This window comes from Streptomyces paromomycinus, from assembly GCF_003865155.1.
Taxonomy (GTDB): domain Bacteria; phylum Actinomycetota; class Actinomycetes; order Streptomycetales; family Streptomycetaceae; genus Streptomyces; species Streptomyces chrestomyceticus.
This window is the reverse complement of sequence record NZ_BHZD01000001.1, coordinates 8,837,445-8,862,847: the sequence shown is the minus strand read 5'-3', so window position 1 is coordinate 8,862,847 and position 25,403 is coordinate 8,837,445. Positions and strand designations below refer to the sequence as shown.

The 25,403-nt window shown below is 71.9% G+C and carries 19 protein-coding genes and 1 riboswitch; of the genes, 6 read left to right on the top strand and 13 right to left on the bottom strand.

Features of this window, described 5'->3' with window-relative positions; all coding sequences use genetic code 11:
- Positions 1-47: 47 nt before the first annotated feature.
- The 3 genes from OEIGOIKO_RS37615 to OEIGOIKO_RS37605 all read right to left on the bottom strand — a co-directional run bounded on the left by OEIGOIKO_RS37615 (position 48) and on the right by OEIGOIKO_RS37605 (position 5,972).
- Positions 48-3,293: an AAA family ATPase gene (locus OEIGOIKO_RS37615; RefSeq protein ID WP_125057788.1), complete on the bottom strand. Its 3,246-nt coding sequence runs from the start codon at positions 3,291-3,293 to the stop codon at positions 48-50.
- On the bottom strand, positions 3,290-4,456 hold the full coding sequence (locus OEIGOIKO_RS37610) for an exonuclease SbcCD subunit D (RefSeq protein WP_125057787.1): 1,167 nt from the start codon (positions 4,454-4,456) through the stop codon (positions 3,290-3,292). Before OEIGOIKO_RS37610 ends, OEIGOIKO_RS37615 begins: the two co-directional genes overlap by 4 nt.
- Before the next feature lie 646 nt (positions 4,457-5,102).
- A complete protein-coding gene (locus OEIGOIKO_RS37605; protein ID WP_125057786.1) occupies positions 5,103-5,972 on the bottom strand; it encodes an SCO4651 family lipoprotein in 870 nt (289 codons plus the stop codon).
- A 370-nt stretch (positions 5,973-6,342) separates the two neighbouring features.
- Here OEIGOIKO_RS37605 and OEIGOIKO_RS37600 point away from each other — a divergent pair, with 370 nt between their 5' ends.
- Positions 6,343-7,638 carry a hypothetical protein gene (locus OEIGOIKO_RS37600; RefSeq protein ID WP_125057785.1) on the top strand — a complete coding sequence of 432 codons (1,296 nt, stop codon included), beginning with the start codon at positions 6,343-6,345 and terminating at the stop codon, positions 7,636-7,638.
- Positions 7,639-7,846: 208 nt separating this feature from the next.
- On the opposite strand, the gene OEIGOIKO_RS37595 is transcribed toward OEIGOIKO_RS37600, so the two are convergent.
- Both OEIGOIKO_RS37595 and OEIGOIKO_RS43665 read right to left on the bottom strand, forming a co-directional pair.
- Positions 7,847-9,775 carry an ABC transporter ATP-binding protein gene (locus tag OEIGOIKO_RS37595; protein WP_246177816.1) on the bottom strand — a complete coding sequence of 643 codons (1,929 nt, stop codon included), beginning with the start codon at positions 9,773-9,775 and terminating at the stop codon, positions 7,847-7,849.
- Between the two features lie 35 nt (positions 9,776-9,810).
- Positions 9,811-9,945 carry a hypothetical protein gene (locus tag OEIGOIKO_RS43665; RefSeq protein WP_281288424.1) on the bottom strand — a complete coding sequence of 45 codons (135 nt, stop codon included), beginning with the start codon at positions 9,943-9,945 and terminating at the stop codon, positions 9,811-9,813.
- Positions 9,946-10,145: 200 nt separating this feature from the next.
- On the opposite strand from OEIGOIKO_RS43665, the gene OEIGOIKO_RS37590 reads away from it, so the two are divergent.
- The 4 genes from OEIGOIKO_RS37590 (at position 10,146) to OEIGOIKO_RS37575 (ending at position 14,934) form a co-directional block, all read left to right on the top strand.
- Complete coding sequence (locus OEIGOIKO_RS37590) at positions 10,146-11,486, top strand: DUF5685 family protein (RefSeq protein ID WP_125057783.1); 1,341 nt, start codon at positions 10,146-10,148, stop codon at positions 11,484-11,486.
- Positions 11,487-11,885: 399 nt separating this feature from the next.
- A complete protein-coding gene (locus OEIGOIKO_RS37585; protein WP_246178248.1) occupies positions 11,886-13,364 on the top strand; it encodes an amino acid permease in 1,479 nt (492 codons plus the stop codon).
- Between the two features lie 68 nt (positions 13,365-13,432).
- Positions 13,433-14,467, top strand: a complete 1,035-nt coding sequence (locus tag OEIGOIKO_RS37580; protein WP_246177814.1) for an SMP-30/gluconolactonase/LRE family protein — start codon at positions 13,433-13,435, stop codon at positions 14,465-14,467.
- A 218-nt stretch (positions 14,468-14,685) separates the two neighbouring features.
- Positions 14,686-14,934: a WhiB family transcriptional regulator gene (locus OEIGOIKO_RS37575; protein WP_125057782.1), complete on the top strand. Its 249-nt coding sequence runs from the start codon at positions 14,686-14,688 to the stop codon at positions 14,932-14,934.
- Between the two features lie 168 nt (positions 14,935-15,102).
- Here OEIGOIKO_RS37575 and OEIGOIKO_RS37570 read toward each other — a convergent pair whose 3' ends face one another.
- From OEIGOIKO_RS37570 to OEIGOIKO_RS37545, 6 genes are all read right to left on the bottom strand, one after another.
- Complete coding sequence (locus OEIGOIKO_RS37570; RefSeq protein ID WP_125057781.1) at positions 15,103-15,708, bottom strand: hypothetical protein; 606 nt, start codon at positions 15,706-15,708, stop codon at positions 15,103-15,105.
- Positions 15,705-16,724: a WXG100 family type VII secretion target gene (locus OEIGOIKO_RS37565; protein ID WP_125057780.1), complete on the bottom strand. Its 1,020-nt coding sequence runs from the start codon at positions 16,722-16,724 to the stop codon at positions 15,705-15,707. The genes OEIGOIKO_RS37570 and OEIGOIKO_RS37565 overlap by 4 nt, the downstream gene beginning before the upstream one ends.
- Positions 16,721-17,035, bottom strand: a complete 315-nt coding sequence (locus OEIGOIKO_RS37560; protein WP_125057779.1) for a hypothetical protein — start codon at positions 17,033-17,035, stop codon at positions 16,721-16,723. The genes OEIGOIKO_RS37565 and OEIGOIKO_RS37560 overlap by 4 nt, the downstream gene beginning before the upstream one ends.
- 550 nt (positions 17,036-17,585) lie before the next feature.
- Positions 17,586-18,548: a GNAT family N-acetyltransferase gene (locus tag OEIGOIKO_RS37555; protein WP_125057778.1), complete on the bottom strand. Its 963-nt coding sequence runs from the start codon at positions 18,546-18,548 to the stop codon at positions 17,586-17,588.
- Positions 18,549-18,772: 224 nt separating this feature from the next.
- Positions 18,773-19,522 carry an SDR family oxidoreductase gene (locus tag OEIGOIKO_RS37550; RefSeq protein ID WP_125057777.1) on the bottom strand — a complete coding sequence of 250 codons (750 nt, stop codon included), beginning with the start codon at positions 19,520-19,522 and terminating at the stop codon, positions 18,773-18,775.
- A gap of 46 nt (positions 19,523-19,568) precedes the next feature.
- Positions 19,569-19,997 carry a cupin domain-containing protein gene (locus OEIGOIKO_RS37545; protein WP_125057776.1) on the bottom strand — a complete coding sequence of 143 codons (429 nt, stop codon included), beginning with the start codon at positions 19,995-19,997 and terminating at the stop codon, positions 19,569-19,571.
- A 333-nt stretch (positions 19,998-20,330) separates the two neighbouring features.
- Positions 20,331-20,564, top strand: a riboswitch (cobalamin riboswitch).
- A 166-nt stretch (positions 20,565-20,730) separates the two neighbouring features.
- Here OEIGOIKO_RS37545 and metE point away from each other — a divergent pair.
- Positions 20,731-23,049 (top strand): 5-methyltetrahydropteroyltriglutamate--homocysteine S-methyltransferase, encoded by a 2,319-nt coding sequence (gene metE, locus OEIGOIKO_RS37540; protein ID WP_125057775.1) that lies wholly within the window; start codon positions 20,731-20,733, stop codon positions 23,047-23,049.
- An 852-nt stretch (positions 23,050-23,901) separates the two neighbouring features.
- Here metE and OEIGOIKO_RS37535 read toward each other — a convergent pair.
- Positions 23,902-24,288, bottom strand: a complete 387-nt coding sequence (locus OEIGOIKO_RS37535; RefSeq protein WP_125057774.1) for a hypothetical protein — start codon at positions 24,286-24,288, stop codon at positions 23,902-23,904.
- The gene (gene nrfD, locus OEIGOIKO_RS37530) at positions 24,285-25,382 is read right to left on the bottom strand and encodes an NrfD/PsrC family molybdoenzyme membrane anchor subunit (protein ID WP_125057773.1); all 1,098 of its coding nucleotides are present in this window, start codon (positions 25,380-25,382) and stop codon (positions 24,285-24,287) included. The genes OEIGOIKO_RS37535 and nrfD overlap by 4 nt, the downstream gene beginning before the upstream one ends.
- Positions 25,383-25,403: the final 21 nt, after the last annotated feature.

Here is a 25,403-nt window from a genome sequence, read left to right as displayed (position 1 = left end):
GTACGGCCGCCCCGCCGTCCGGCCGTCCCACCGTCCCGCCGTTCCGGTCAGTCCGGCACCCGGTGGCGTATGGACGACCCCGCGCGGTCCTTGACGACCTCCAGCTGGGCCGGGATGCGCTGCCGGAGATCGGCGACATGGCTGACGATGCCGACGCTGCGGTCCCGTTCGCGCAGCGAGTCCAGGACGTCCAGCACCTCGTCCAGGGTCTGTTCGTCCAGGCTGCCGAAGCCCTCGTCGATGAAGAGGGTGTCCAGGCGGGTGCCGCCCGCCTCGTCGGTGACGACGTCGGCGAGGCCGAGCGCCAGGGCCAGCGACGCGAAGAACGTCTCGCCGCCGGAGAGGCTGGCGGTGTCCCGTTCGTGGCCGGTCCAGGCGTCGATGACGTGCAGTCCCAGGCCGGAGCGGCGCGCGCCGCCGGCCCGTTCGTCGGAGTGCACGAGTGTGTAGCGGCCGGAGGACATGCGGTGCAGGCGCGCGCTGGCGGCGGCCGCGACCTGTTCGAGGCGGGCGGCCAGGACGTAGGACTCCAGGCGCATCCGCCGTTCGTTCTCCGCCGACGTACCGGCGGCGAGGGCGGCGAGGCGGGCGATGCGCTCGTACTCGGTACGCAGGGGGGCCAGCTGCCGGGCGTCGGAGTGCGCCCGCGCGCCGAGACGGTCGAGTTCGGCGCAGCGTTCCTCGGCGGCGGCACAGGCCGTACTGGCCGTACGCAGTCTGCGGCCGGCGTGCTCCAGTTCAGCGTGCGCGCGGCTCGGATCCGCAGGCGGAAGGCCAGCCGCGGCGGCCGCCTCAGGGTCGGCCAGCTCGGCTTCCACCGCGGCCGTCTCGGCTTGGTGGCGGTCGAGGCGCTGCTGCAGGGCGTTCCAGTCGGCGTCGCTCAGCAGCGCGGCGGACGCGTCCTGCGGGGTGTCGAAGCCGGCGCGGTAGGCGGCGTCGGACAACTGGGCGTCGGTCTCCTTGAGACGCTGGGCGCACGTCTCGGCCGTACGGGCCGCGGCTGCGGCCTCGGCCAGCAGCGCGACCTGCCGCTCCAGGCGGCGGGCACGCTCGGCGACACTCGCGAAGCCGCCGCGCGCCTCCTCCAGAGCGCTGTCGAGCGAAGCGAGTTCACGGTCCAGGGCTTCACGGTGGGAAGTGCGTGCGGCAGCGCGACGCTCGGCCTCCTGCTGCTCGGTGCGGCGGCGCTCGTACTCGCGGTCGGCACGCGCGGACGCTTCGCGAGCGGCATGCAGATCGGCTCCCGCGGCGCGCTCGCGCGCGTACGTCTCGCGCAACTCTTCTTCAGCGCGCGCCAGTTCGGCGACGGAAGTGTCCCCGGCGGTTGCCACGGCGGCGGCCCGCTCCTCCTTCAGGGACTGCTGGGCACGCTCGGCGTCCTGACGCGCGGACTCGGCCTGCCGGTAGGCGCCCAGCGCCGCTTCCTCGGCCGTACGGTCCACGTGTCCGGCCCCGGTGCGGGCCGGGGCGGGGTGCTCGGTGGCGCCGCACACGGCGCAGGCGGCGCCGTCCTCCAGTCCGGCGGCGAGTTCGGCCGCGATGCCGCGCAGACGGCGATCCTTGAGGTCGAGCCAGTGTTCGTGGGCCGCCGCCGCACGCTCCCGGGCGCGCAGCACGTCCTCGTCGGCGGCCCGCAGGCTCTCCGTGAGGTGATCGCGCCGCCGCGCGGCCGCCAGCCGCTGCCGGGCCGGGTCGAGCTGGGCGTGCAGCTGTTCGGCACGGGCCGCGGCTTCCTGGGCGGCCTCGATGCGCCGCTGGTTCTCCTGGTGCGCCGGCTCCCGGTTCGCGAGCCACGCGGCGGCGTCCACCAGCGTCTGCTCGTCGGCCCGCGCCTCCCGCTCGATCCCGGCGCGTTCCGCGGCGATCTCGGCGGCGCGGCTCTCGGCCCGGCGGGCCGCCGTCAGCGATCCGAGGTCCTGCCGTAGTTCGCGTTCGAGAGCGGCGAGCCGTTCGGCGTCCGCGCCGGCCAGATCGGGCGGCAGCTGGGAGCGCCCGCGCCGCTCCTCGGCCTGCGCCGTCCCGTGCTCGCGCCAGGCCGCGTCGCGCAGCGCCAGGGCTGGGGCGACCTCGGCGGCCGCGCGGGCCCGCGCCAGGCGCTCCCGGGCCCGGTCCCGCTCACCGGACCGCGCCGCCAGTTCCGCCGCGTGCCGCTGCACCTCGGCGTACCGGCGCTGGAGGCGGTCCCGCTCACGCTCCTCGTCCGCCCGCGCGCGGGCGGCGGCCTCCGCCGTCTCGGCGGAGCGTACGGCGAGCCGGGCGATGTCGTACCGCTCGCGCGCGCCGGCCCGTGCGACGGCCGCCCGTACCAGTACGGCTTCGGTGAAGCCCGGCTCGCCGGGGCTCGGCGCCTCGGCGGCCTCAGCGGAGCCCGGCCCGTGCTCCGACCCGTACTGTCCCGGCCCGTACTGTCCTGGTACGAGTGCGGTGGCGGTCGCCGTACCCCGGGGAGACGCAGACGTACCGGCAGCGCGCGCCGCCCGGCCCGTACCCCTGCCTGCACCCGTACCGCCACGGCGGCCCGGCGCCGGGGCCGCCGCTTCCGGTGCGCGTCCCGGCGCGGGGACCGAGGGGTCGACGAGGTCGGCCGGCTCGCCCGCCGCCTGGTCCATCCGGTGGGCGAGCCCCAGCAGCCGGTCGTCCCCGGCGGCCACCTGGTCGGCCGCGGCCTTGCGACGGGTGGCCAGCTGCTCTTCGAGGGCGGCGAACCGGCGGGTGTCGAAGAGCCGTCCCAGCAGCCGGGCGCGGGCCTCGGCGTCCGCGCGCAGGAACCGCGCGAAGTCCCCCTGGGGCAGCAGGGCGACCTGGCAGAACTGCTCCTTGTTCATGCCGAGCAGCTGGCCGATCTCCTCGCCGATCTCCTGGTGGGAGCGGCTGAGAGCCTTCCAGTGCCCGCCGTGGGCGGTGGCTGTGCCTGTTCCTCCGTCGCCGGTCACGTACTCACGCAGCCGGCTCTGTGCCTTCTCGCGGGTCGTGCCGGTCCCGCGTTTCTTCGGGCGGGGCTGCTCCGGCAGCCGGGTGATCTCCAGCCGCCGGCCGCCGACGGTCAGTTCGAGGACCACCTCGGTCGGCGTCGACGGGTCGGCGAGGTCGCTGCGCAGCGCCTGGCCGCTCTGTCGCGTCCCCGGCACGGTCCCGTACAGGGCGAAGCAGACGGCGTCCAGGATGGAGGTCTTGCCCGCGCCGGTCGGCCCGTGGAGCAGGAAGAGACCGGCCCGCGCGAGCCGGTCGAAGTCGATGGTCTGGGTCCGCCCGAACGGCCCGAAGGCCGTGACCGACAGCCGGTGCAGCCTCACCCCGCCACCTCCCGCAGCGCGTCGTCGGTGCGTACCTCGTCGAGCGCCGAGCGCAGTACGTCCCGCTCCTCGTCGTCCACGCCGCGCCCCGGCCGTACGTGGGCGACGAAGTCCTCGGCGATCTCCTGGTCGCTGCGGCCGCGCAGCCGCTGCGCGTACGAGGCGAGGGTGCGGGCGGCTCCCTCCTCCGGTTCGAAGGCGAGGCTGAGGATGTGCGGGAAGCGGGCGGCGAGCCGGGCCATCGGTTCGTGCGGGCGGGCGGAGTCGGTCAGCGTCGCCTCGACCCACGCCTCCTCGTGGACGTCGTGCGCCGGGTCGGCCAGCAGGTCCGCCAGCTTGCCGCGGAGGCGGGCCAGCGGGCGGGGCACCGGGCAGTCCAGGCGCTCGGCGGTCACCGTGCCCGCGGCGTCCAGGTCGACCAGCCACATGGACTTGCGGTGCCGTTCCTCGGAGAAGGAGTAGGCGAGCGGGGAGCCGGAGTAACGGACCCGGTCGGTGATCGTCTGGCAGCCGTGCAGGTGCCCGAGGGCCGCGTAGTCGACGCCCTCGAAGACGGCGGCGGGCACCGACTCCACGCCGCCGACCGTGATGTCCCGCTCACTGTCACTGGGTGCGCCCCCGGTGACGAAGGCGTGCGCGAGCACCACCGACCGGGTGCCCGCCGGCCGGGCCGCCAGGTCGTCGCGCACCCGGTCCATGGCGGCGCCCAGTACGTGCGCGTGGTCGGCCCGCGCGGCGCCGAACTCGTCCTTGACCAGGGCCGGTTCCAGGTACGGCAGTCCGTACAGGGCGACCTCGCCGTACGCGTCGCGCAGCACGACCGGGGTGGCGCAGGCCGCCGGGTCGGTCCGCAGGTGGATGCCGGCCTGCCCCATCAGACCGGAGCCGACCCCGAGGCGGCGGGCGGAGTCGTGGTTGCCGGAGATCATGACGGTGGGCACGCCCAGGCCGGCGAGCCGGTGCAGGGCGTCGTCGAAGAGCTCCACGGCGGCCAGCGGCGGTACGGCGCGGTCGTAGACATCACCCGCGACGAGGACCGCGTCGACCCGCCGCGTACGGACCGTCTCGACGAGATGATCGAGAAAGGCGCGCTGCGCGGTGAGCAGGTTCACCCGGTGGAACGAGCGGCCCAGGTGCCAGTCGGAGGTGTGCAGAAATCTCACAGCAACACTCCGGCCTGCATCTTTGTCCTTCCCCGGGCACCGGCTCGGCACCGGGCCGGTACGAGCCTGCATAGCAGCACGACCGACTTTAGTCTCTGCGGGCCCCTTGTCCCTCACTGGCCTCGGCGGAAGGGCTCGGCGGGCTCGGCGGGGGAAGGGCTATGCCGTCTCGGGCATGGGGGCAGGTTCGGCCTCTTCCATGGAAGCGAGATCGGAGCCGGCCTTCTTCCATGCAGTGATCCGTGTCAGACCGGTGGTGCGCGGCACGGCATCCGCCGGCCGTACGTGCTTCTTGTACGTGCCCGGCGGGGACCGGACATGCCCTCACACCCGGCGGCCCCCGGACAAGCCTCTGCGGGCACCCGTCTGGCGGGGACCATGGCCCGCACTACTGGGAGGCGATGCTCGGTCTGCTCGACGGCTGGGCGCTGAGCCACGGAAGCCTGGGGAGGCCCGGGAACCTGGGGCTCCTCCGGTGGCCACGCACGGCGGCTGCCCCCCGGCGGCTGTGCCCAGCGGCTGCGCCCGGCAGCCGCGCTCGGCAGGCGTGCCCGGCAGCCATGTCCGGCAGCCCGTCGGAGCGCCTCCGGACGTGCCGAAGGCGCCGGTCCACCCACCGGCGCCTTCGGGGTACCTCGGTGGGCCGTCAGGACTTCGTCGCCTGCTGCCCCTGCTGACCCTTCTGCCCCTGTTTAGCCGCCTTGTCCGTAATGTCGACCGTGTCCTTCGCCGGGGGCGCGGTCACGTTCACGTCCGTACCGAAGTCGCTGAACTTCAGCGTGGTGCTGACGCTGGTCCGCGCGCCGCTGCTGCCCTGCTTGCCGCCCTGCGGCTTGACCTCGATCTTCTCCTGGCGGACCCGGCCCTGCGCGTCCAGCCAGATGTCGAGCGGCAGCCGGTCGCCGAGCTGCGCCCTGAGCTGCTTCGCCTGCTGGGCGTTGTCCTTGGCCAGCTCCGCCACGTCGACGGACACCTTGTAGTGCGTCGTGGCCGTACCGTCGACGGTCTCGGTGCCGACCTTGGTGACGTCCTTGTCGCTGATGCCCTTGGTGTAGTTGAAGGAGGACGTCGGGTCCTCGTACTGCGAGCTGCCGCCGGACTGCTGCGTCAGCTTCTTCAGATCCACCTTGAGCCACGACTTGCCCTGCGGCAGCTGCTGCCGCTGGGCGGCAGGCGGCTGCTGGTAGAGGACGCCGTCCACCGTCCGCTGATGGATCTGCTGGTTGCCGGTCAGCAGCACCATTTCACTGCTGCCGTTGCCCAGGTCCACGACCCCGGACCCACGGACCTCCGCGTTGTTGCCGCCGCTCCGGGCCCGCGTGAGGAGCGTCATCTTGGCGGTCTTGGCGGCGGTGGTCTTCTGGTGCGCGGCCCGTACCGCCTGCGGCCCGTCCGCCGCGCCGCCCTGGGACGCCGTTGCTCCGCCCTGCTTCCCGGGGCCCTTGCCCGATGCCTGGTCCTCCCCTCCGCCGCAGCCGGTGACGAAGGCCAGGGACAGCGTCCCGGTTGCCGCCACCGCTAAGAGACGCGGACGTTTGCTCACTGTTCTCACTGTGACCTCCTGGTCGCAAACCCGTACAGGGTGACGTGCCGTTGCGGGTGCCCCGCGGTGCGCCGATGAATCACGCGGTCGCGGCGTCCCGCGGACCACTGGATGCCGGTCGCGGGTCGTGCGTTGCGGGTTGCCGGTGGCCGGCCGCCCCCTCCTGCCTGTACCGCCACCTGCCGAATGAGGCGGCAGCGACGGAATAAACGTTCTTTCCGGCCCCGCACCGTCCGGAATCGAGCCAGCTGCGCATATGGCCTGAACACGGTCGAACAAGCCTTCCGCAATTGACGGAGCCACATGCCGCGGGCAGCCTTGCATTCACCGCCACAGCGACGAGATGGGGACGCGAGTGACCACCGACGGAAATGGCAAGAACGCCGACGAACCGTACGTCATCACCGGCCGGGGGCAGGACGCCGCCCCCAAGAACGCCTTCTCCTTGTTTGCCGATGTCAACTACAACGCGGGAGGGCCCCGCACCAAAATTCTCGTCATCCCGGCGAACGGTACGGCGAACAACTTCAGCGATTACGGGTTCGACCAGAGCGACGACGGTGTGAGCAGCGTCGTCAACAACACCGGCCGGGACAACATCCTCTTCACGCGGACCAACCAGGGCGGCTCGCAGTTACCCGTCCCCGCCAACTCCTCGATCACCGACCTGACGCGTATTCCCCTCTCCGGCAGCCCCACCAGCACCTGGAACGACCAGGCCCAGTCCGCCCTCGCCTTCAACAAGCCGGTGCCACTGCCGGTGTTCACCGCGCCGAAACCCAGCGCGCAGACCCAGGAGCGCCGGCAGACGGTCCAGGGCAACGCGGCCCCCGACGTCCAGCAGGTGCTGCTCCACGAAGGGACCAGGCTGCTGGGCACCTGCCCGGTCAAGGACAGCACGTGGGAGTACACCCCGGACACCGACTGGCCGCTCGGCCAGCACGATCTCTCCGCCATCGCGGTGCGCGACGACGTCCTGTCCGGCAAGGCGCCGCTGCGGTTCTACGTCGTCCTGCCGACGCCCGTCGTGGACATCCGGTCGCCCAAGGAAGGCACCGAGGTGGACAGCGGCGCCACCGTCGACGGCGTCGCGTTCAACGCCGACACGGTGACGCTCACCGAGGGCGCCACCCAGCTCGGCACCGCCAAGGTGAACAGCAACCTGTGGAGTTTCGCCCGCGAGGGCGGCTGGTCACCCGGGAAGCACAGCGTGACGGCGAAGGCCGTACGCGGTGGCCAGGAATCCGCGCCGGAAACCGTGAATTTCACGGCGGCCAACAAGAACCTCACGGTGGAAAGCACCTTCAACTCCTCCTGGCAGGACTGGCAGACCCACAAGTACATCCACTCCTACGACGTCACTTTGTATGCCGGTGACACCGATGTGAAGCACTGGCACGTCGGCTTCGGCCAGCTCCCGGACGGCTCGGTGCTGGCACCGGAATTCGAAGCGAGTTTCTGGGGAATGGTCATCCATGACGGCTCCGACGGAAACGTCGTCCTCGGCTCGCCTCCGGAGGGCGTCCACATCGTCCCGGCCAAGGGCCATCTGACCCTTCGTGTCCTGGTGCTCATTCCGACGCAGGACGAGGCGTACAAGAAGCTCTACGGCCTGTTCGCCAAGTCACTGACCGAATAGCGGCACCGCCGCGTCGGCAAGCGCGGAAGGGACGGCCGGCACACCAGGCCCGGACGGGCATCGCGGGGCCCCGGTCGCACACTCCGGGGGCCCGCGGCCGCGCACTCGGCCGGCCGCATACCTCGCGTACCCGGCAGACCGCACCCCTCCCCCCGTATCCGCTCCCGCCCGGCGAGACTCCTCCCGGCGAGGCTCCTCCCGGCAAGGCTCATCTCCCCTCCCCCGCGCCACGCCCCTTGGAATCGGGTACAGCGCTCGCGTACTGAGCGGCCTGGATCTCGTAGAGCGACCGGTAGTGACCACCGTCGAGGGCCATCAACTGAGCATGCGTGCCCTGCTCGATGAGGTGGCCCTCGTCGAGGACGTAGATGAGGTCGGCGGTCGCGGTGGCGGCGAGCCGGTGGGTGATCAGCAGGACGGTGGTGCCGTCGCCGGTGAGGTCACGCAGGGCCTGGAACGCCTCGACCTCGGCCCGGGGGTCGAGCGCGGACGTCGGCTCGTCCACGACCAGCAGCGGGGCTTCGCGGTAGTGGGCGCGGGCGGTGCCGATGCGCTGCCACTGCCCGCCGGAGAGCTGGGTGCCGCGCTCGAAGCCCTTGACGACCAGACTGTCCCAGCCGTGCGGCAGGGAGGTGACGACGTCGGTCGCGTCCGCGCCGTCGGCCGCCCGCTCGACGCGCCACTGTTCGAGCCGCTGGTCGCTGCGCCCGATGTGGATGTTGGCGCGGGCGGTCATCGGCCAGTGCGGGAAGTCCTGGGCCAGCAGGGCCACCTGCCCGAAGACGTCCGCACGGTCGGCGTCCCGGGTGTCGGTGCCGTTCCAGAGCAGGCGTCCGTCGCTGGGCAGGTACAGGCCCGCCACCAGTTTGGCCAGGGTGGACTTGCCCGAACCGTTCGCCCCGACCAGCGCCACCACCGAGGCGCGGGGAATCGTCAGGTCCACCTTGTCCAGGGCGGGCGAGGTGGCGCCGGGGTAGGTGAAGGAAACGTTCTCCAGGCGGACTTCCTCCAGCAGCCCGGTCAGCGGGGCGCCCCCGCCGGGGATGGCGTGCCGCTTGGCGGTGCTGCACGCGTCCTCCCAGTCCTTGAGGTACATGGCCTCCTCGTAGAGGCGGTTGAACTGCATGACCAGGGACATCAGGCCGGCGCTGGACGTCCGTACGGCGATCACGGCGGTCCCGGCCACGGCCAGCGGCATACCGCCGCCGGTCAGCAGCAGCCACAGCACACCGTAGGCGCCCAGGGACGCCAGACCCGAAGCCGCCGAGGCGACGGTCTGGGTGCCGGCCTCGGCACGGGCCAGCCGCTGCTGCTCGCGCTCCACCGTCTTCGACATGTCCGCGTACGCGTCCACCAGCAGCCGCCCGGCGCCGTGCACCCGGATCTCGGCGGCACACGCCTGGTCGGTGAGCTTCTGGGTGATGACGGAGATGGCGCGGCGGTGCTCGATCCACGTGTGCCGGGACTCGTACTGCCTGCGGGCCGAGAGCACCGCACCCCACCCCTTGGGGGCGGCCACCAGGAACAGCATCAGCACGAGCAGCGGGTGCAGCATGAGCAGCACACCGGCCGCGGCGAGCAGGCCGATCAGCGCGTTGAGGACCAGGATCGAGGACCCGAGCATCATCCGGATGGAGTCGGTGCCGAACCGGCCCGCGTCGAGTGTGCGGTGGACCTGCTGGTCCTCCAAGGCGGCGAGTTCGACGTGGATCACACCGTGGTAGAAGCGGGCCGTGCAGACACGCTCGATCTTGGGTTCCAGCTGCCCGGACGCCGCCGTGGACACCGCCGACAGGAGCGCGGAGAGCACCGCCACGACAGCCACGGCCACCAGGGCGGGCAGCGCCTGGCGCAGCCGCTCGGGCGTGGGCCCGGCCGCGAACAGCGCCACGAGCGCCTGGTTGGTGGCCACCAGGGTGAAGGCCCGCAGGACGCCCTGGCCGGCCTCCGCGCCGAGCAGCACCGACAGCGCGACACGGTCCTCACGCCAGGCCGCCCTGGCGACGGCGCCCATCATGGCGGGGAACTGGCGGGCCATCGACCACAGTCCCATCCGCAGGATCGGCATCTCGTGCCGCGTGAACGACAGGTCGTAGCGCAGCGCACCGCCGAACAGCACCCGCTCGCTCTCGGACACCGGGAGCCGGGTCCGGGGCCGGACGCCGCGGCTCCTCACCGTGTCTCCGGCCACGCGGCGTACGCGGTACGGCTGCGGGGCACGCGGGCGGTACGGGTGGGCGGGCAGGCCTGCGCGGGGCGGGCCGGGGCTCCGGCTGGTCCGGTCGGCACCGTCACGGTGTCCCTCATGGCGTCTCCTCCGGCTTGTGTCGTCGTGCCTCCTGCTATGCCCCGTCCTGCCCACCCCGGCACGCCCGCCGCCCGATCCGGTCGAACCCCGCGGCCACCTCCGCCGCGCGGGCCACCGCCGCCGCCACCCGCCCCCGCCGGGTAATACGATTTCCAGCCACGACCGCTCTTCATCGATGTCCAACGGGGGATCTCTTCACGTGTTCGGAATCGTCAGGCCCTGCACCCACCGCCTGTCCAACGGGCTCAAGGCCGAGTGGATGGCCCATCTGTGCGGGCTGTGCCTCGCCCTGCGCGGTGACCACGGGCAGTTCGCCCGGGTGGTGACCAATTACGATGGCTTGATCGTGTCCGTCCTGACGGACGCCCAGTCCGGCCGGGCGGCAGCGCAGCGCCGTACCGCCGGGCCCTGCCCGCTGCGCGGCATGCGGACCGCCTCGGTGGCGAAGGGCGAGGGCGCCCGGCTGGCCGCTTCGGTCTCTCTGGTGCTCGCCTCGGCGAAGATACGCGACCACGTCGCCGACCGGAACGGGCTGCTGCGCCGCCGCCCGGTGGCCGCCGCGGCACGCAAGGTCGCCGCCGGCTGGGACCGGGCGGGAGCCCGTACCGGCGCGACCCTCGGCTTCGACACGTCCGTCCTCGTCGACGCCGTCGACCGGCAGGTGGGCATCGAACAACTCGCGGGCCCCGGCACCCCGTTGACCGTCGTCACCGAACCCACCGAGACGGCGACCGCCGCCGCCTTCGCGCACACCGCGGTCCTCGCGGGCCGCCCCGGCAACGCCGCACCGCTGGCCGAGGCCGGCCGGCTCTTCGGACGGCTGGCCCACCTCCTCGACGCGGTGGAGGACCGCGCCGCGGACGCCGCCGAGGGCGCCTGGAACCCGCTGACGGCCACCGGCGCCTCCCCCGCACAGGCCCGCCGGCTGTGCGACGACGCGCTGCACGGCATCCGCCTCGCGCTGCGGGACGTGGAGTTCACCGACTCCGCACTGGTGCACGCGCTGCTCGTACACGAGCTGCGGCGGTCCGTCGACCGCGCCTTCGGCACGGCGTCGTGCTCGCACCAGGGGCACGGGGCGGGCCCGTACGACGGCGGGACGGGCAATCCGTACGGGCAGCCGCAGCCGTACCCCGCGCCGCCTTCGTACGGCCATGCGCCGCCCGGCGGCCCGTACGCCCACGGCCCGCAGCACCTGAACGGGCCGCAGAATCCTTACGCGGGCGGAGCGGTGCCGCAGGGCGGACATGGGGGGCACGGAGGCTTCGGCGGGCACGCAGGATTCGGCGGCGACAGTGGCTCTGGCGGTCATGGCACCCCTCGCCCGCCGAAGAAGCCCCGCGGCCTCCTGGCCGGCTGCGCGGTCGCCATCGGACTCTGCTGCACCTGCCAGCTCTGCTGCGCCGAGGAGTACGAGGGCCCGTGGTCGCGCAAGAAGCGCGAGGGCTGCTGCCGGGACTGCGACTGCTGTGACAGCTGCGAAGGCTGCAACTGCTGCCCGGACTCCTGCTGTTGCGACGGCTGCTGCTGCGACTGCTGACCGGTACGGCTGCCGCTCCCCGCCCCGCCGCTCTCACCCGTTTCCCCACCCGTCCCGTCCCCTGTCACGTCGACACGCCCCCGTCACGTCGTCACGTCGACACGCCCACGTGACGACGTGACGGGGGCGGCACGTCGTACCGCTGCGGATGCCGGCCCACTGATCCGGACACTCGGCCGGAAAAGCCTCGACACACCCGCCTCCCCGGTCCTTTCCTTGCGCCAACGGCTCATCCACCCCGTACTGGAGGCTGCATCCGTGACGCGCGCAAGGCGATCCGACCCGGCTGGGCGATCCGACCCAGCTGGGCAGTCCGCCCCCTCCAGGCGACCCGGCCCCACCGGGCGATCCGCCCCCGACGGCCAGGCCCTCGCCGACCCCCGGTCCGACCACGAATTCCTGCGCGAGCTGGGCTACACCCCCGTGCTGAAACGGCGGATGGGCCCGTTCGCGAACTTCGCCATCTCCTTCTCCGTGATCTCCGTCCTCTCCGGCTGTCTGACGCTGTACGGATTCGGCCTGGCCACCGGCGGCCCCGCGGTGATGATGTGGGGCTGGATCGTCGTCGGCATCATGGTCATGTTCGTCGGCGCCGGGCTGGCGGAGGTCACCAGCGCCTACCCGACGTCCGGCGCGCTGTACTTCATGGCCGACCGGCTCGGCGGCAAGCGCTGGGGCTGGTACACCGGCTGGCTGAACCTCCTCGGCCTGCTCGGTGCGATCGCCGGCATCGATTACGGATGCGCGCTGTTCATGGGCGCGTTCGCCGGACTGCAATGGGGCTTCGAGCCCACCCCAGGCTCACTCATGGTCATCTACGCCTGCATCCTGGCGCTGCACGCGACGCTGAACCTCTTCGGCGTACGCCTGGTCAGCATCCTCAACACCGTCTCCGTGTGGTGGCACCTGGCCGGGGTCGCGCTCATCGTCGGCGTCCTGTGGCTGGTGCCCGCCCACCACCGGTCCCCCTCCTTCGTCTTCACCACCTTCGTCAACGGCACCGGCTGGAACAGCACGCTGTACGTGGCGCTGATCGGCCTGCTGCTGGCCCAGTACACCTTCAGCGGCTATGACGCGTCGGCGCACCTGAGCGAGGAGACCACCGGAGCGCAGGTGAACGCGGCCCGCGGCATCGTACGGGCCATCCGCTGGTCCTGGGTCGCCGGTTTCTTCCTGCTGGCCGGGCTGACGTTCGCCATCCAGGACTACACCGGCGTACAGAACACCCCGACCGGAGTGCCGCCCGCGCAGATCTTCCTCGACGCGCTCGGCCTCAGCGGGGCGAAGGCGCTGCTGCTGGTGGTGATCGTCGCGCAGCTGTTCTGCGGCAACGCGGAGGTGGCGGCCACCTCCCGCATGGTGTTCGCGTTCTCGCGCGACGGCGCGCTGCCGGGCTCCGGCTGGTGGCGGCACGTCTCCCCGCGAACCGGCACACCGACCCGGGCCGTCCTGCTCTCCGTGGCCGTGGCCGCCGTCCTCGCCCTCCCCTCCCTCTACTCCCCGGCGGCGTACGCGGCCGTCACCTCCATCAACATCATCGGCATCACCCCGGCGTACGCGATCCCCGTCTACCTGCGCCTGCGCCACCGCCGCACGTTCCGTCCCGGCCCGTGGAACCTGGGCCGCTGGGGTGTCCCGGTCGGCCGGGTAGCCGTCCTCTGGGTCGCCTTCGTCACCGTCCTCTTCTGCCTCCCCCAAACCCACCCCATCTCCCTGACCACCTTCAACTACGCCCCCGTGGCCCTGTTCCTCGTCCTCACCCTGGCCACCGTCTGGTGGGCCGTCGCGGGCCGCCGGACCTACCACCTTCCCGAGCCCGGCCCCAACCCCGATCGCGACTTCCCCGGGCAGCACACACCACGCCAGGCCACCGAATAACCGGCCAACCCCCGTCCCCGGCGCCGCACCCCTGGTAAAGGCCCCCGGCGCCGGGTAGTCAGCAGGTCATGGCCAACGCATACGAAAAGACCAGCCGGATGACGGCGCCCCTGCCCCCGCCGCGGACGGTACCGCTCGACGGAAGAGGTCCGGAGGACGTGGTGGTGGACTCGGCCGGGCGGGTGCTCACCGGCCTGGAGGACGGCAGAGTACTGCGCCTGGACCCCTTCCCGAAGGAACCGGGCAACGATCGAACCGGTACGCCGACGCCGCCCCACGCCCCCGTCGGCCCGCCCCGCGCCGAAGTCATCGCCCGTACCGGCGGCCGCCCGCTCGGGCTGGAACCGCTGCCCGACGGCAGAGTCCTGGTGTGCGACGCGCGCCGGGGACTGCTGCGCGTGGACCCGTCCGACGGTACGGTACGGACGCTCGCCGACACCGTCGACGGCGCCCCGCTGCGCTTCTGCAGCAATGCCGCAGCAGCCACCGACGGCACGGTCTACTTCAGTGTCTCCAGCCGCCGCTACCCCTTGGAGGACTGGCTCGGCGACATCCTGGAGCACACCGGCACCGGACACCTGGTCCGGCTGCGCCCCGGCGGCGAGCCCGAAGTCGTACTGGACGGCCTCCAGTTCGCCAACGGAGTCGCCCTGGCGCCGGACGAGTCCTACGTCACCGTGGCGGAGACCGGCTCACGCCGGCTGACCAGGCTCTGGCTGACCGGCCCACAGGCAGGGCAGCACGACATACTCGCCGCCGATCTGCCGGGCTACCCCGACAACATGTCCCGTGGCCCCAGCGGCCTGTTCTGGGTGGCCCTGGCCGGCGCACGCTCCACCGGCCTGGACCGCCTGCACCACACAAAACCGGCACTACGCCACGCCGCATGGAGCGTGGCCCGGCGCGTCCGCCCCCGCCCCGGCCCCCTCACGGGTGTCCTGGCTGTCGACACCTCCGGCCGCATCGTTCACGACCTGCGGCGCCGAAGCCCGGACTACCGCATGGTGACCAGCGTCTGCGAACACGACGGCCACCTGGTCCTGGGCAGCATCCACGAACACGCACTGGCCGTCTGCGAACTCCCCTCCGCCCCACGCGATTGAACCCTGCCCGCACGGGAACCCGGGACATCCAGGTTCCCACGTGCGGACTCGGACAACAGGGGGCCACCAGAGCCGCCCTGCCACAGCCCGCCGCCCCAGGCGTCCGGGCCGTCCGACGTGCCGTCATCACGTACGGGCACTGCCCCCGTGCGCACCTCCGTGGAGCCTGCGACGACACAACACAACCCCCTGAAAGATCTCCACGAGGGAAGGCAGCCATGGAGTGGTGGGAAAAAGCAGCGTGCCTGGACGAGGACCCGGAACTCTTCTTCCCCGTAGGAGTAACGGGCCCGGCCGCCCAGCAGCAGGCGGACGCGAAAGCGGTGTGCCGGCGGTGCCCGGTGGCGGGCGAATGCCTCGAATGGGCCCTCCAGACAGGCCAGAACTACGGAATCTGGGGTGGCACGGACGAGGAGGAACGGCGCAGGCTGACCATACGCCGCCAACGTAAGCGCCGGGCAGCCTGAAGGACTACGACCCTGTGGGAATTCTCCTGGACCTCCCCAGGGCTTCTCCGGGCTTCTCGGGAACTTTGTGCGTCGGGCGAGACAACCCAGGTAGCACCGGTGCCGGACCGGTGCTACCTGAACCGGCCCACACGAAGACCGCGAGCACCAGGCGCCCGCCCGTTCTTCTCAACCACCCCGCGGAAAACACTCCACGAAATACACGGCGTGCTGGCTCCGCATCTCCACCCGGGCCCAGGATTCGTCCGTGAAGCCGATTTCGTAGGTGTCCGCGTCGATGTCCGTACGGTGCCGGACCCACGCCACCTGGGACGCGGGCGTGCTCCAGCCCGCCTCGACCGCACCGAGTTCGCCGCGGCGGCGGCCGCGCTGCACATAGGTGACGTGCAAGTGGCGGTCGGTGAGCTGGAGTACGGGCAGCGCGTCGGTGGTCGGTACGCGGGGCCACAGGGCGGTGGCCAGTTGGCCTGCCAGGCTTTCCCAGCCGCCCTTCAGGGGCTTGCCCTTCTTGCGCCGACCGCCGAAGAGGTCGGGGATCGGCTGGATGATGGCATCGACCAGCCAGAAGACCCGTTTGGCGCCCTCCCAGCGGTCGCCCGGCAGGCGGCGGCCCGCCAGGACGCGGGGGCGGTTCCACCGGCGCGGCTTGGGCAGCCGGTGCCCGGGGAAGACCACTTCGTTCTGTACGAGCCGCTCGTCACCCGGCAGCGCTTCGCCGGCCCGCTCCCTGGCTTCCTTGTACGGGACCCTGCCCAGGGCCACGCGCAGACTCATCCGAACACCTCGCGTACCGGCTTGGCCGCCCGCGGAGCCGCCTCGGCCAGCCGCTCGTCGAAACTCTTGGGGTCGGGGCGGTCGGCGTACTGCTTCTGCTGCTCCGTGAGCGGGGGCGGCTTGCCCGCGTCCTGGTGCTCCACGTCCCACCGGTGGTCGCCGACCTGGACCCACTTGAGGCCGGTCGCGTCATGGAGTGCGGCCTCGCCCTTGTCGGCCCACTGGCCGGCCTTCTCCCCGACATCCACGCCGGTGTGGTGCTCGATGACGCTGTTGGCGAGCGGTGCCGCGTCGATGACGGCCCCGGCGGCCTTGGCTCCCGCGGCCCGCTTGACGACCTGCTTGACCCCTCTGCTGATCTTCTTGCGGGCGTTCTTGTTGCGCCACAGCGCCTTGGCCTTGATACGTGCCCTCCGCAGCTTCTGAAGGGCGCGCATCCGGTCGGCGAGATCCTTGAGCTTGTCCGCCAGCTTGGCGGTGATCCGTACGGCCTTCAGAGCCCGGTGCGCGGCCCCAGCGGCCCCGATCAGCGGGCCGATGGCCGCGCCGACGCCGGCCGTGAGGATCGCGACGATCGCCGCCGTCGCGGCGGCCACCAGCAGCGCCTCGACGATCTCGGTGATCAGCTCGATCATCGTCTCCTCGGCCTCGGTGCAGGCCTCCGCCGCCGTCTCCAGGAGTTCGGCGACCGTGATCATGTCCTCGGCCTCGCCCTTCAAGGCCTGCTCGAACTCGGTCATGGTCGTACCGAAGGCGGTGGACGCCTCCCCCGTCCAGGAGGCCTGCAGCGTCCGGCGCTCGGCCTGGAGGTCGTCGACGACGCCCTGCATCTCGGAGGCGGCGGTCCGCCACTCGCGGGCGGTGGCGATCAGCTTCTCGTTGTCGCCGCTGACCTTCTCCAGGTACTCGTCGAGTCCGAGGCTCTTGACCGCGCCGCGGATCGTGGAGTCGAGCGCGCCCGCAAGCGGGTTGCTCCAGTCGACGTCGAACCCGATACGTTCCAGTACCTGGCTCACGCCTGGCCACCGCCCATGAGCCGGACCTGGTCGTCCTCGTTGGTGTCGTAGCCGTCGGCCGCCAGCCGCATGCCGTCGGCGACGGCTCCCAGGGACTCCTTGACGTCATGGAGATCGCTGACGGCTTCCTCGGACTGCTTGTCGTAGTCCGCCTTGAGACTGTCGGACTCGGAGAGCATCCCGAACACCCCGCCGGACAGTTCCAGACCGCGGACCCGGTTACGGATTTTCTCGACCCGGCCCGCCGACTCGTCCACCGCGTTGGCATACCGGCGCAGAGCAGCGCTCTCGACGTCGTAGCCGTTACCCATTAGGCCCTCCTGTGTCCCCGTTGTCCGTATAGGGAGGCGCTGCAACCACTTGACGCCCCATATACGAATTACTGCCATCTCCATTCCAAGTCTTTACAGAAATGGGATGGCTGATCGCGCGAGATCACTGTAGCCACAGCCGGTGATCGATGCCGCACGGGTATGCCCGCACCCGCAGGCCGTACCGAAGAGCGGAGTGAAACGTGCATCGCATACGGGTCATCGGCGGTGGGATCGTGGCGCGGCAACCGTCTTGGCGCCGCATAAGGCCGGGTCCGAGGCCACCGGGCACAAGGCGCCTCCTGCAATGACCGAGAAAAAGACGTTATCCCAGCGTTCGCCGGGATCTCCGGAAGTAAAGAAAGACCACCACCGCGCCTGACAAAGCCGCTGGTCGAGGCCTGTGGTCCCCGCGCGTGCGGGGGTGGTCCCGGCACAGAAGGCAGTAACTGTGCTAAAGGCAGGTGGTCCCCGCACGTGCAGGGATGGCCCCGTCCGACGTGATCCTCGGCGGCCCCGTCATCCAGCGGCCACCCGCCCCCACCCCCCTTCAGAGCTCCCGCCGAAAACTCACCCGGTCCAGCGCGGGACCGTCGTAATCCGTGATCGGGGCCGACGGGGTGAAGCCCAAGGCGCTGTGGAAGGCGATGGAGCGGGTGTTTTGCGGGGACGTGATGGCCTTGACCACGGTTCGGTCGTGGGCGCGGGCCATGTCGAAGAAGCGTTCGTACAGGAAGCTGCCCAGGCCGGTGCGGCGCCAGGTGGGGGCCACTCCCGTGAAGTGGATGTACGCCTCTTGCGGGTTGGACGGGGAGAGGAAGCCGATGACGAAGCCTGCCAGTTCGCCGTCGTGTTCGGCGATCAGGCTGGTTCCGTAGAAGTGGTTCACGAAGACCCGCGTCAGGTCGCGGGAGGCGGCGCGGCCCCACCAGTCGTCGACCACACCCACGATGGTGTCGAAGTCCTGCGGTGTCGCCGCGCGCGTCGTGAAGGGGGCCAGGGTGCGTACCTCCGGCGCGCCAAGTTTGCGGCGGAAGGCCACTCGGTCCTGGCCCGGGCCGTCGTAGTCGGTGTGGACCGGGAGGCCGTCCACCTCCCGGTCGCCTGCTTCCAGTTCGAAGCCCATGGCTTGGTGGAAGGCGATGGAGCCGTTGTTCCGCGTCGAGGTGATGGCGCGCACCTCGGTGCGGCCGGCCGCTGCCGCGCGTTCGAAGAAGGTGGTGTAGAGGCGGCGTGCCACGCCCTGCTTCCGCAACTCGGGGTCCACTCCGACGAAGTGGATGTAGGCCTCTTCCGCGTGGTCGGCGGAGTAGAAGCCGACGAGGAACGCCCGGATTCCCTGCTCGTCCTCCAGCACCAGACTGGTGTCCGCGAAGTGCTGGAGGAACAACCGGGGCAGCAGCAGGGAGAGTTCCCTTGATTGTTCCGGGGTGCGTGAGTCGCCCCACCAGCGCTGGACGCACTCCACGAGGGTGGTGTGGTCGGTCGTACGGGCCCGGCGTACGTCTTGCATGTCCTGCCTTTCGGTGGGGGGATGGGTGGGGTGAGAGTTCTGCGGGGGTGGGTGGGTTGAGTTGAGGGTACTGCGGGGGTGGGTGGGGTGCTGGTGGCCTGGGTTCGGCTGCTCCCGGGAGTCAGCGGGGCGCCCCCCGGGCCGGTTGAGGGCGTCGCTCCGTCCGCGTCCGAGAGTCGGGGGCTGCTGGGGGTACCCGCCGATGGCTGCCGCCCGCACCGCCTTCAAGAGGAAGTACGCAACCAGTCGTCGAACCGGATCGTGGCCAGCCGGGCGCTGCCCTCGTCCGGGACGAGGCTGCGTTCTGCCAGTTCGGAGCCGAAGTAGCGGGCGTGCGGGTCGGGGACGACCGTGCGCGGGTCGTGCCAGGCGTGCAGGGCCCGGGTGACGAGTTCGTCGAAGCGGAAGACTTCGGGGCCGGCCACTTCGGTGGTGGCCTTCTGCGGAATTCCCACGGCGGCCTTGGTCACCGCTTCGGCTACGTCCTCGGCGGCCATGGGCTGGAAGAGCACGGGTGGTACGCGTACGGTGTCGCCGTCGGTGGCGGTGTCGGCGATGCCTTTGACGAACTCGAAGAACTGGGTCGCCCGGAGGATCGAGTAGGCAACCGGGCTCTGTTTGATCAGCCGCTCCTGGGCCGCCTTCGCCCGGAAGTAGCCGTTGTCGGGCAGGTCGTCGATGCCGACGATCGACAGCGCCAGGTGGTGCGTGACGCCCGCCTTCGTCTCGGCGGCCAGCAGGTTGCGGGTGGAGGTGGTGAAGAACTCCAGGACCGCCGACTCCTCGAAGGAGGGCGAGTTGGCCACGTCCACGACCACCTGGGCTCCGGCCAGCGCCGTGTCGAGGCCCTCGCCGGTGAGGGTGTTGACGCCCGTACCGGGCGCGGCGGGCACGGCCTCGTGTCCGCGCTCGGTGAGTTTGCCGACCACTTTGCCGCCGATGAGGCCGGTGCCTCCGATGACCACGATCTTCACTTCGTGAACTCCTCGCGCTGTGGGCGCCCGCTGGGGCGGAGCGGCGTCAGGGCTGCCGGGGTGCGCGCAGGTGGGCGCGCTGTTTGAGTTCTTCGTCGTCGACCAGGACCAGCATCGGCTGCCCCGGTTCGCAGAGCATGGTGACGACGAAGCGCAGGCGCGTGTCGGTGCGGGCGTTGCCGTCCTGGTAGTGGATGACCTCGCCGCCGGGCTCCCAGAACGCTTCCCCGGCGCGGACGATCCGCTCCGGCTCACCTTCCAGCTCGAAGCGCATCTCGCCCTCCACCACGTACCCGAAAGCCGGCCCGGGATGGCGGTGCGGCGGGGCGCCCTGGTCGCCGGGCGGATACTCGATCTGGACGGTCGACACATGCGCGCCCTCCGGGATGGCGGGCGGTGCGACCTCTTGCAGCACGGTGAGCGCGGTCTTCCATGCCTCCGAGTGCGGGTGCTGGTGCTCGTGGGTGCCGGGCACGGCGGGTCCTCCTTCTGCGGCGTCGGGGCCGGGGCCGGTTGTGATGGCGGTGCCGCCCCGACGCACGGTGCCGGTGCCGGTGCCGGTGCCCCCGGTGTACAGCACCAGACCTGGGCGGACGGTTCGCCGATGCACGGCCCAACCGAGAGATGTTCCATTGTTCAGACCCCCGGCATGCCCGGTGAGCGCCGATCCGGACACATCCGGGGCACCGTACGGGACCTCGGCTCCGCCGTGCCCGCCCGTTCCCGCCTCTGCCCGGCCCCCACCCCCGTGTCCCATCTCACGTACCACCATGTGAACAGGGGTGTCGGTACCGGCTGCGGCCGATCTACGCTGTCCGGTGCAGCTGGTTCGCCCTGCCCGCCAGGCAGGCGCGTCGCAAGAGGGAACCCGGTGGGAATCCGGGACTGCCCCGCAGCGGTGAGCGGGAACGACCGCCGTCATACGCACTGGATCCGGGCCGCGGATCCGGGAAGCGACGGCCAGTAGGTGTCCGCCGGACGACGTCACGTTCCGGCAGGCGTGCCCGCGAGTCCGAAGACCTGCCCGTTGCCCGCGCGCGTCCGTACGTGCGCGGCCCTTCCGGTGACCTTCGAGGGCGGGTCGGCGTGTCATGACAGGCGGGCAGGGGTGTCATCGGACGCTCCGCGGCCCGCCCGACGCGTCATTCCTTCGCGTTCTCGTCCGGTCACCGGGCTCGGAGAAGATCACGCTCGCGAAGGAGAGTTCCGTGACAGCGAAGCCCGCAGCCGCGGCAGCACGGGCCACCGTGTACGGCTACCCCCGCCAGGGACAGCACCGGGAACTGAAGAAGGCCGTCGAGGGGTACTGGAAGGGCCGCGTCATCGCGGACGCCCTCCGGGAGACCGCGCGGGACCTGCGCCGTTCCAACTGGCAGCAGCTGGCCGACGCCGGCATCCACGAGGTACCGACCGGTGACTTCTCGTACTACGACCACGTACTGGACACCAGCGTCATGGTCGGAGCTGTCCCGGAACGGCACCGCGCCGCCGTCGAAGCCGACGCCCTGGACGGCTACTTCGCGATGGCGCGCGGCACGCAGGACGTGGCACCGCTGGAGATGACCAAGTGGTTCGACACGAACTACCACTACCTGGTGCCCGAGTTGGGGCCCGACACGGTCTTCGCCACCGACTCCGCCAAACAGGTCGGCGAGGTGCGGGAGGCGCTCGCGCTCGGCCACACGCCACGCCCGGTCCTCGTCGGCCCGGTCACCTACCTCCTGCTGGCCAAGCCGGCCCCCGGTGTCGCCGCCGACTTCGACCCGCTGACCCTGCTCGACCGGCTTCTGCCCGTCTACGCGGAGGTGCTGGCGGACCTGCGTGCGGCCGGCGCCGAGTGGGCACAGCTGGACGAGCCCGCCCTGGTGCAGGACCGTACCCCGGCCGACCTCAACGCCGCCGAGCGCGCCTACCGCGTCCTCGGCGCGCTCACCGACCGCCCGAAGCTGCTGGTCGCCTCGTACTTCGACCAGCTCAGCGAGGCACTTCCGGTGCTCGCCAAGGCGCCCGTCGACGGGCTCGCCCTGGACTTCACCGAGGCCGCGGCGGGCAACCTGGACGCGCTCGCCGCCGCCGGCGGGCTGCCCGGCAAGCGGCTGGTCGCCGGTGTCGTCAACGGCCGCAACATCTGGATCAACGACTACGAGAAGTCGCTGGCCACCCTCGGTACGCTGCTGGGCCTGGCCGACCGGGTCGACGTGGCCGCCTCCTGCTCCCTGCTGCACGTACCGCTGGACGCCACCGCCGAGCGGGACATCGACCCGCAGGTCCTGCGCTGGCTGGCGTTCGCCCGGCAGAAGACCGCCGAGATCGCCACGCTCGCCCGCGGCCTCGCGCACGGCACTCACGCGATCGCCGCCGAACTGGCCGCCAACCGCGCGGACCTGGCGTCCCGCGCCGGTTCCGCGATCACCCACGATCCCGCCGTACGGGCCCGTACCGCCGCCGTCACCGACGCCGACGGCCGCCGCTCCGCGCCGTACGGGGAGCGGACCGCCGCCCAGCGGGCCCACCTCGGCCTGCCGCTGCTGCCGACGACCACCATCGGCTCCTTCCCGCAGACCGCCGAACTGCGCACCGCGCGCGCCGACCTACGGGCGGGGCGCCTCGACACGGCCGGGTACGAGGAGCGCATCGGGAACGAGATCCGCGAGGTGCTCGCCTTCCAGGAGGAGGCGGGCATCGATGTCCTCGTGCACGGCGAGCCCGAACGCAACGACATGGTGCAGTACTTCGCCGAGCAGCTGACGGGGTACCTCGCCACACAGCACGGCTGGGTCCAGTCGTACGGCACGCGGTACGTCCGTCCGCCGGTCCTCGCGGGGGACATCTCACGGCCCGAGCCGATGACGGTGCGGTGGACGCGGTACGCGCAGTCGCTCACCGACCGGCCGGTCAAGGGCATGCTGACCGGTCCGGTCACCATGCTCGCCTGGTCGTTCGTCCGGGACGACCAGCCGCTCGGCGACACCGCCCGGCAGGTGGCGCTGGCCCTGCGCGACGAGGTCGGCGACCTGGAGGCGGCCGGCACCTCGGTCATCCAGGTCGACGAACCGGCGCTGCGCGAGACGCTGCCGCTGCGCGCCGCCGGCCGCCCCGCCTACCTCGCCTGGGCCACCGAGGCGTTCCGGCTCACCACCGGTGGCGTACAGGACCGCACGCAGATCCATACGCACATGTGCTACGCCGAGTTCGGAGACATCGTGCAGGCCATCGACGATCTCGACGCCGACGTGATCAGCCTGGAGGCCGCGCGCTCACACATGCAGGTGGCCCGTGAACTGGCCGAACACGGTTATCCGCGGGAGGCCGGACCAGGCGTGTACGACATCCACTCGCCCCGCGTGCCGAGCGCCGAGGAAGCGGCGAGCCTGCTGCGCAAGGGCCTCGGCGCCATCCCGGCCGAGCGGCTGTGGGTCAACCCCGACTGCGGTCTGAAGACCCGGGGCTGGCCCGAGACCCGGGCTTCGCTGGAGAACCTCGTCACGGCTGCGCGGACGGTCCGGGCGGAGCTGCCCACGCCATGATCCAATAACGGCCGCATGATCCGGTGACGGCCGGGAGGACGCGTCCGCGCGCCTTCCCGGCCGTTCTTTCGTGCCGTCCGCGGGGAGCTGCCTCGGGAGCCGCCCAGGCGTGCGCGGTCGGCCCGCGGCGCTCGCCGCGCCGCACCGGCTCAGGGTTCCTGGGGTTCTGGAACCGCCCCCGGGTGCCGCCGGGGAAGTGGGGCCGCCCACCGGCCGAGAGCGGTCGCGGGTGGCCCGTGAACTGCCCTTCTCGCGGCTTATCGAGGAACGGCAATTGACCCCGCATTTCTTGGCGTTCTACGTGGACGACGTGACCACCGGGACCGTGCTCGGCCTCCGGCACACCGGCACCCCGATTCTCCCGAGCGCGTCGGCGAAGTCCTCGGTCCGGACTGCGGCGAGAACAGATTCGGTCAGCACAATCTGGGCTATTCCTATGCCCCGCCCGAGTTCTTCCGGCGACGCGATGACGTCCACAACGTCCAGGCGCCGTTTTCAGCCGACGCGGTGGTGTGGCGGAGAGAGCGGGCCGCGGCGTAGGCGACTTGGCAGCCTTGGCAGATCAGCGGGGGAAGATGTGCAGAAGTTGGCATCGCTCCACGCTTGATGGCGCTCAGTGCCACTGCCAGAGTCTCCGTACGGCCGCTCACGGTCCTCGTACCCGGGAGACGCCCCGAACGGCGCCCCTACGCCGCCGAGTGAAAAGCCGTCGTACGACACCGGGTGAGGGCCCGGTCGTACGCCGCCGGGGTGAGGGTCCCGGTCGCCGGAACGGGCGGGCGCGGAGCAGAACTGAGGCTGCTCCGCGCCCGCCCGCGGCACGCGTTCATCCGGTCCGGGCCGGAAAGGGCGTCAGCTCTGCCCCGTGCTCTCCAGGACGATCTGGAGCTCGACCTCCTGGTCGCCCGACACCGTGCCTTCCGTACGGACGGAGAACGCGCGCGTCAGCACGTCCCGCAGCCGGTCGACCGCCAAGTGGCTGCCCTGGAGGTCGGCGGTGACGGCGGCGGACAGGTCCGCGTCCGGCCGGACGTCGCCGCGGACTTCCGAGGTCTCGAAGGTCTCGGTCCAGACGACCGGGTGACCGGGCCGGTGCGGCTGGTCGTGCGCGGTGTCACCGTCGGCGCGGTCGGAGTCGAAGCAGCTGCGCAGCGTGCTGAACACGGCTTCGGCGTCGGCCGGGGACTGGGCGCTGAGCACGACCTGGGCCGGCTCGTCGGTGTGGGGTGTGCGGGTCATGTGGGCTGTGTCCTCTCCGCGCTGTGCGTCGGTGTGGTGCGGCGGGCTTCCTTGGCCGCCCGTTGGGGTACGACGGTGTACTTCGGGTCCTCGGCGGAGGCGATACCGGCCGCGAAGACCCCGAAGCGGGTGCACGCGGAACCGGCGAGCAGGGCCAGCCCGCCCGCGGCGGCCAGCGTGCGGGAACGGCCTCCGAAGGCGGCGCCGACGGCGGCTCCGGCCGCGGTGAGGGTCCGCGCCGTGCGGAGCAGCGTGCCGGCCCGCCTCTGGTGCCAGGTCTCCGCGACCATGCCGAGGCGCCGTTCGACGGCCTTGGTGACCGCTTCGTCGGCGACCGCGGCCAGTACCGCGGCGCACCGGGCGGGCGCCGTCTCCCGTACGGGACCGACGACGAGGGCCGTCCCGGAGGCGGCGGCCGTCGCCGATGCCGCGAACAGGTACGGGAGTTCACGGTGCGCGCCGTGCCACGCGGGGACGGCGGTGTCCGCCGCGAGGACCGCGGTGTAGGTGGCGACGGCCGGCCCGAGGAGCGCCGCGGCGCCGGTCGCCACGGCGCCCGCCCGGGGCAGCTTCCCGGTGACCGCCGAGGCGGCCGCGGCGCCCGCGGCGGGCCCGTAGGCGGCCAGCAGCCAGGAGCCGACGCTCATCGGCGAGGTCGGCTTGACGACCCGGAGCATGTTCGCGAACCGGCCGGGCCTGCCGAGGTCGTTGACGAGTGCGGCGGTGGACAGGGACACCCCCGCCAGGGACGAGATCTTCATCGCGGTGGCGGTGGTGGTGCGGCCGGTCGCGTGGGCTCCGGCGGCCAGCACCGATCCGGCGCCGGCCAGACCGCCGAGGAAGAAGTACCCGGCGATGTCCCGGGCGCGCCAGGCGGGGGCCTTGATGACCGGCCGGCCGTAGTACGACTCGAACTCGGCCGGAGGCGCCATGAGCTGCTCACCGCGGCCGCCACGGCCGCCACCACCACGTTTGCCGCCCTTGCGCCGCCCTCTCCCGTCGCCGCCGGACCCGCCGCGCAGCATCTCCGGCGCGGCGGCGCGGCCCGGCCGCCCGCCCTCGGAGCCTTCACGCGTGACATCGGAGCCACTCATCGCCTCCCCTTCCGTCTTCGC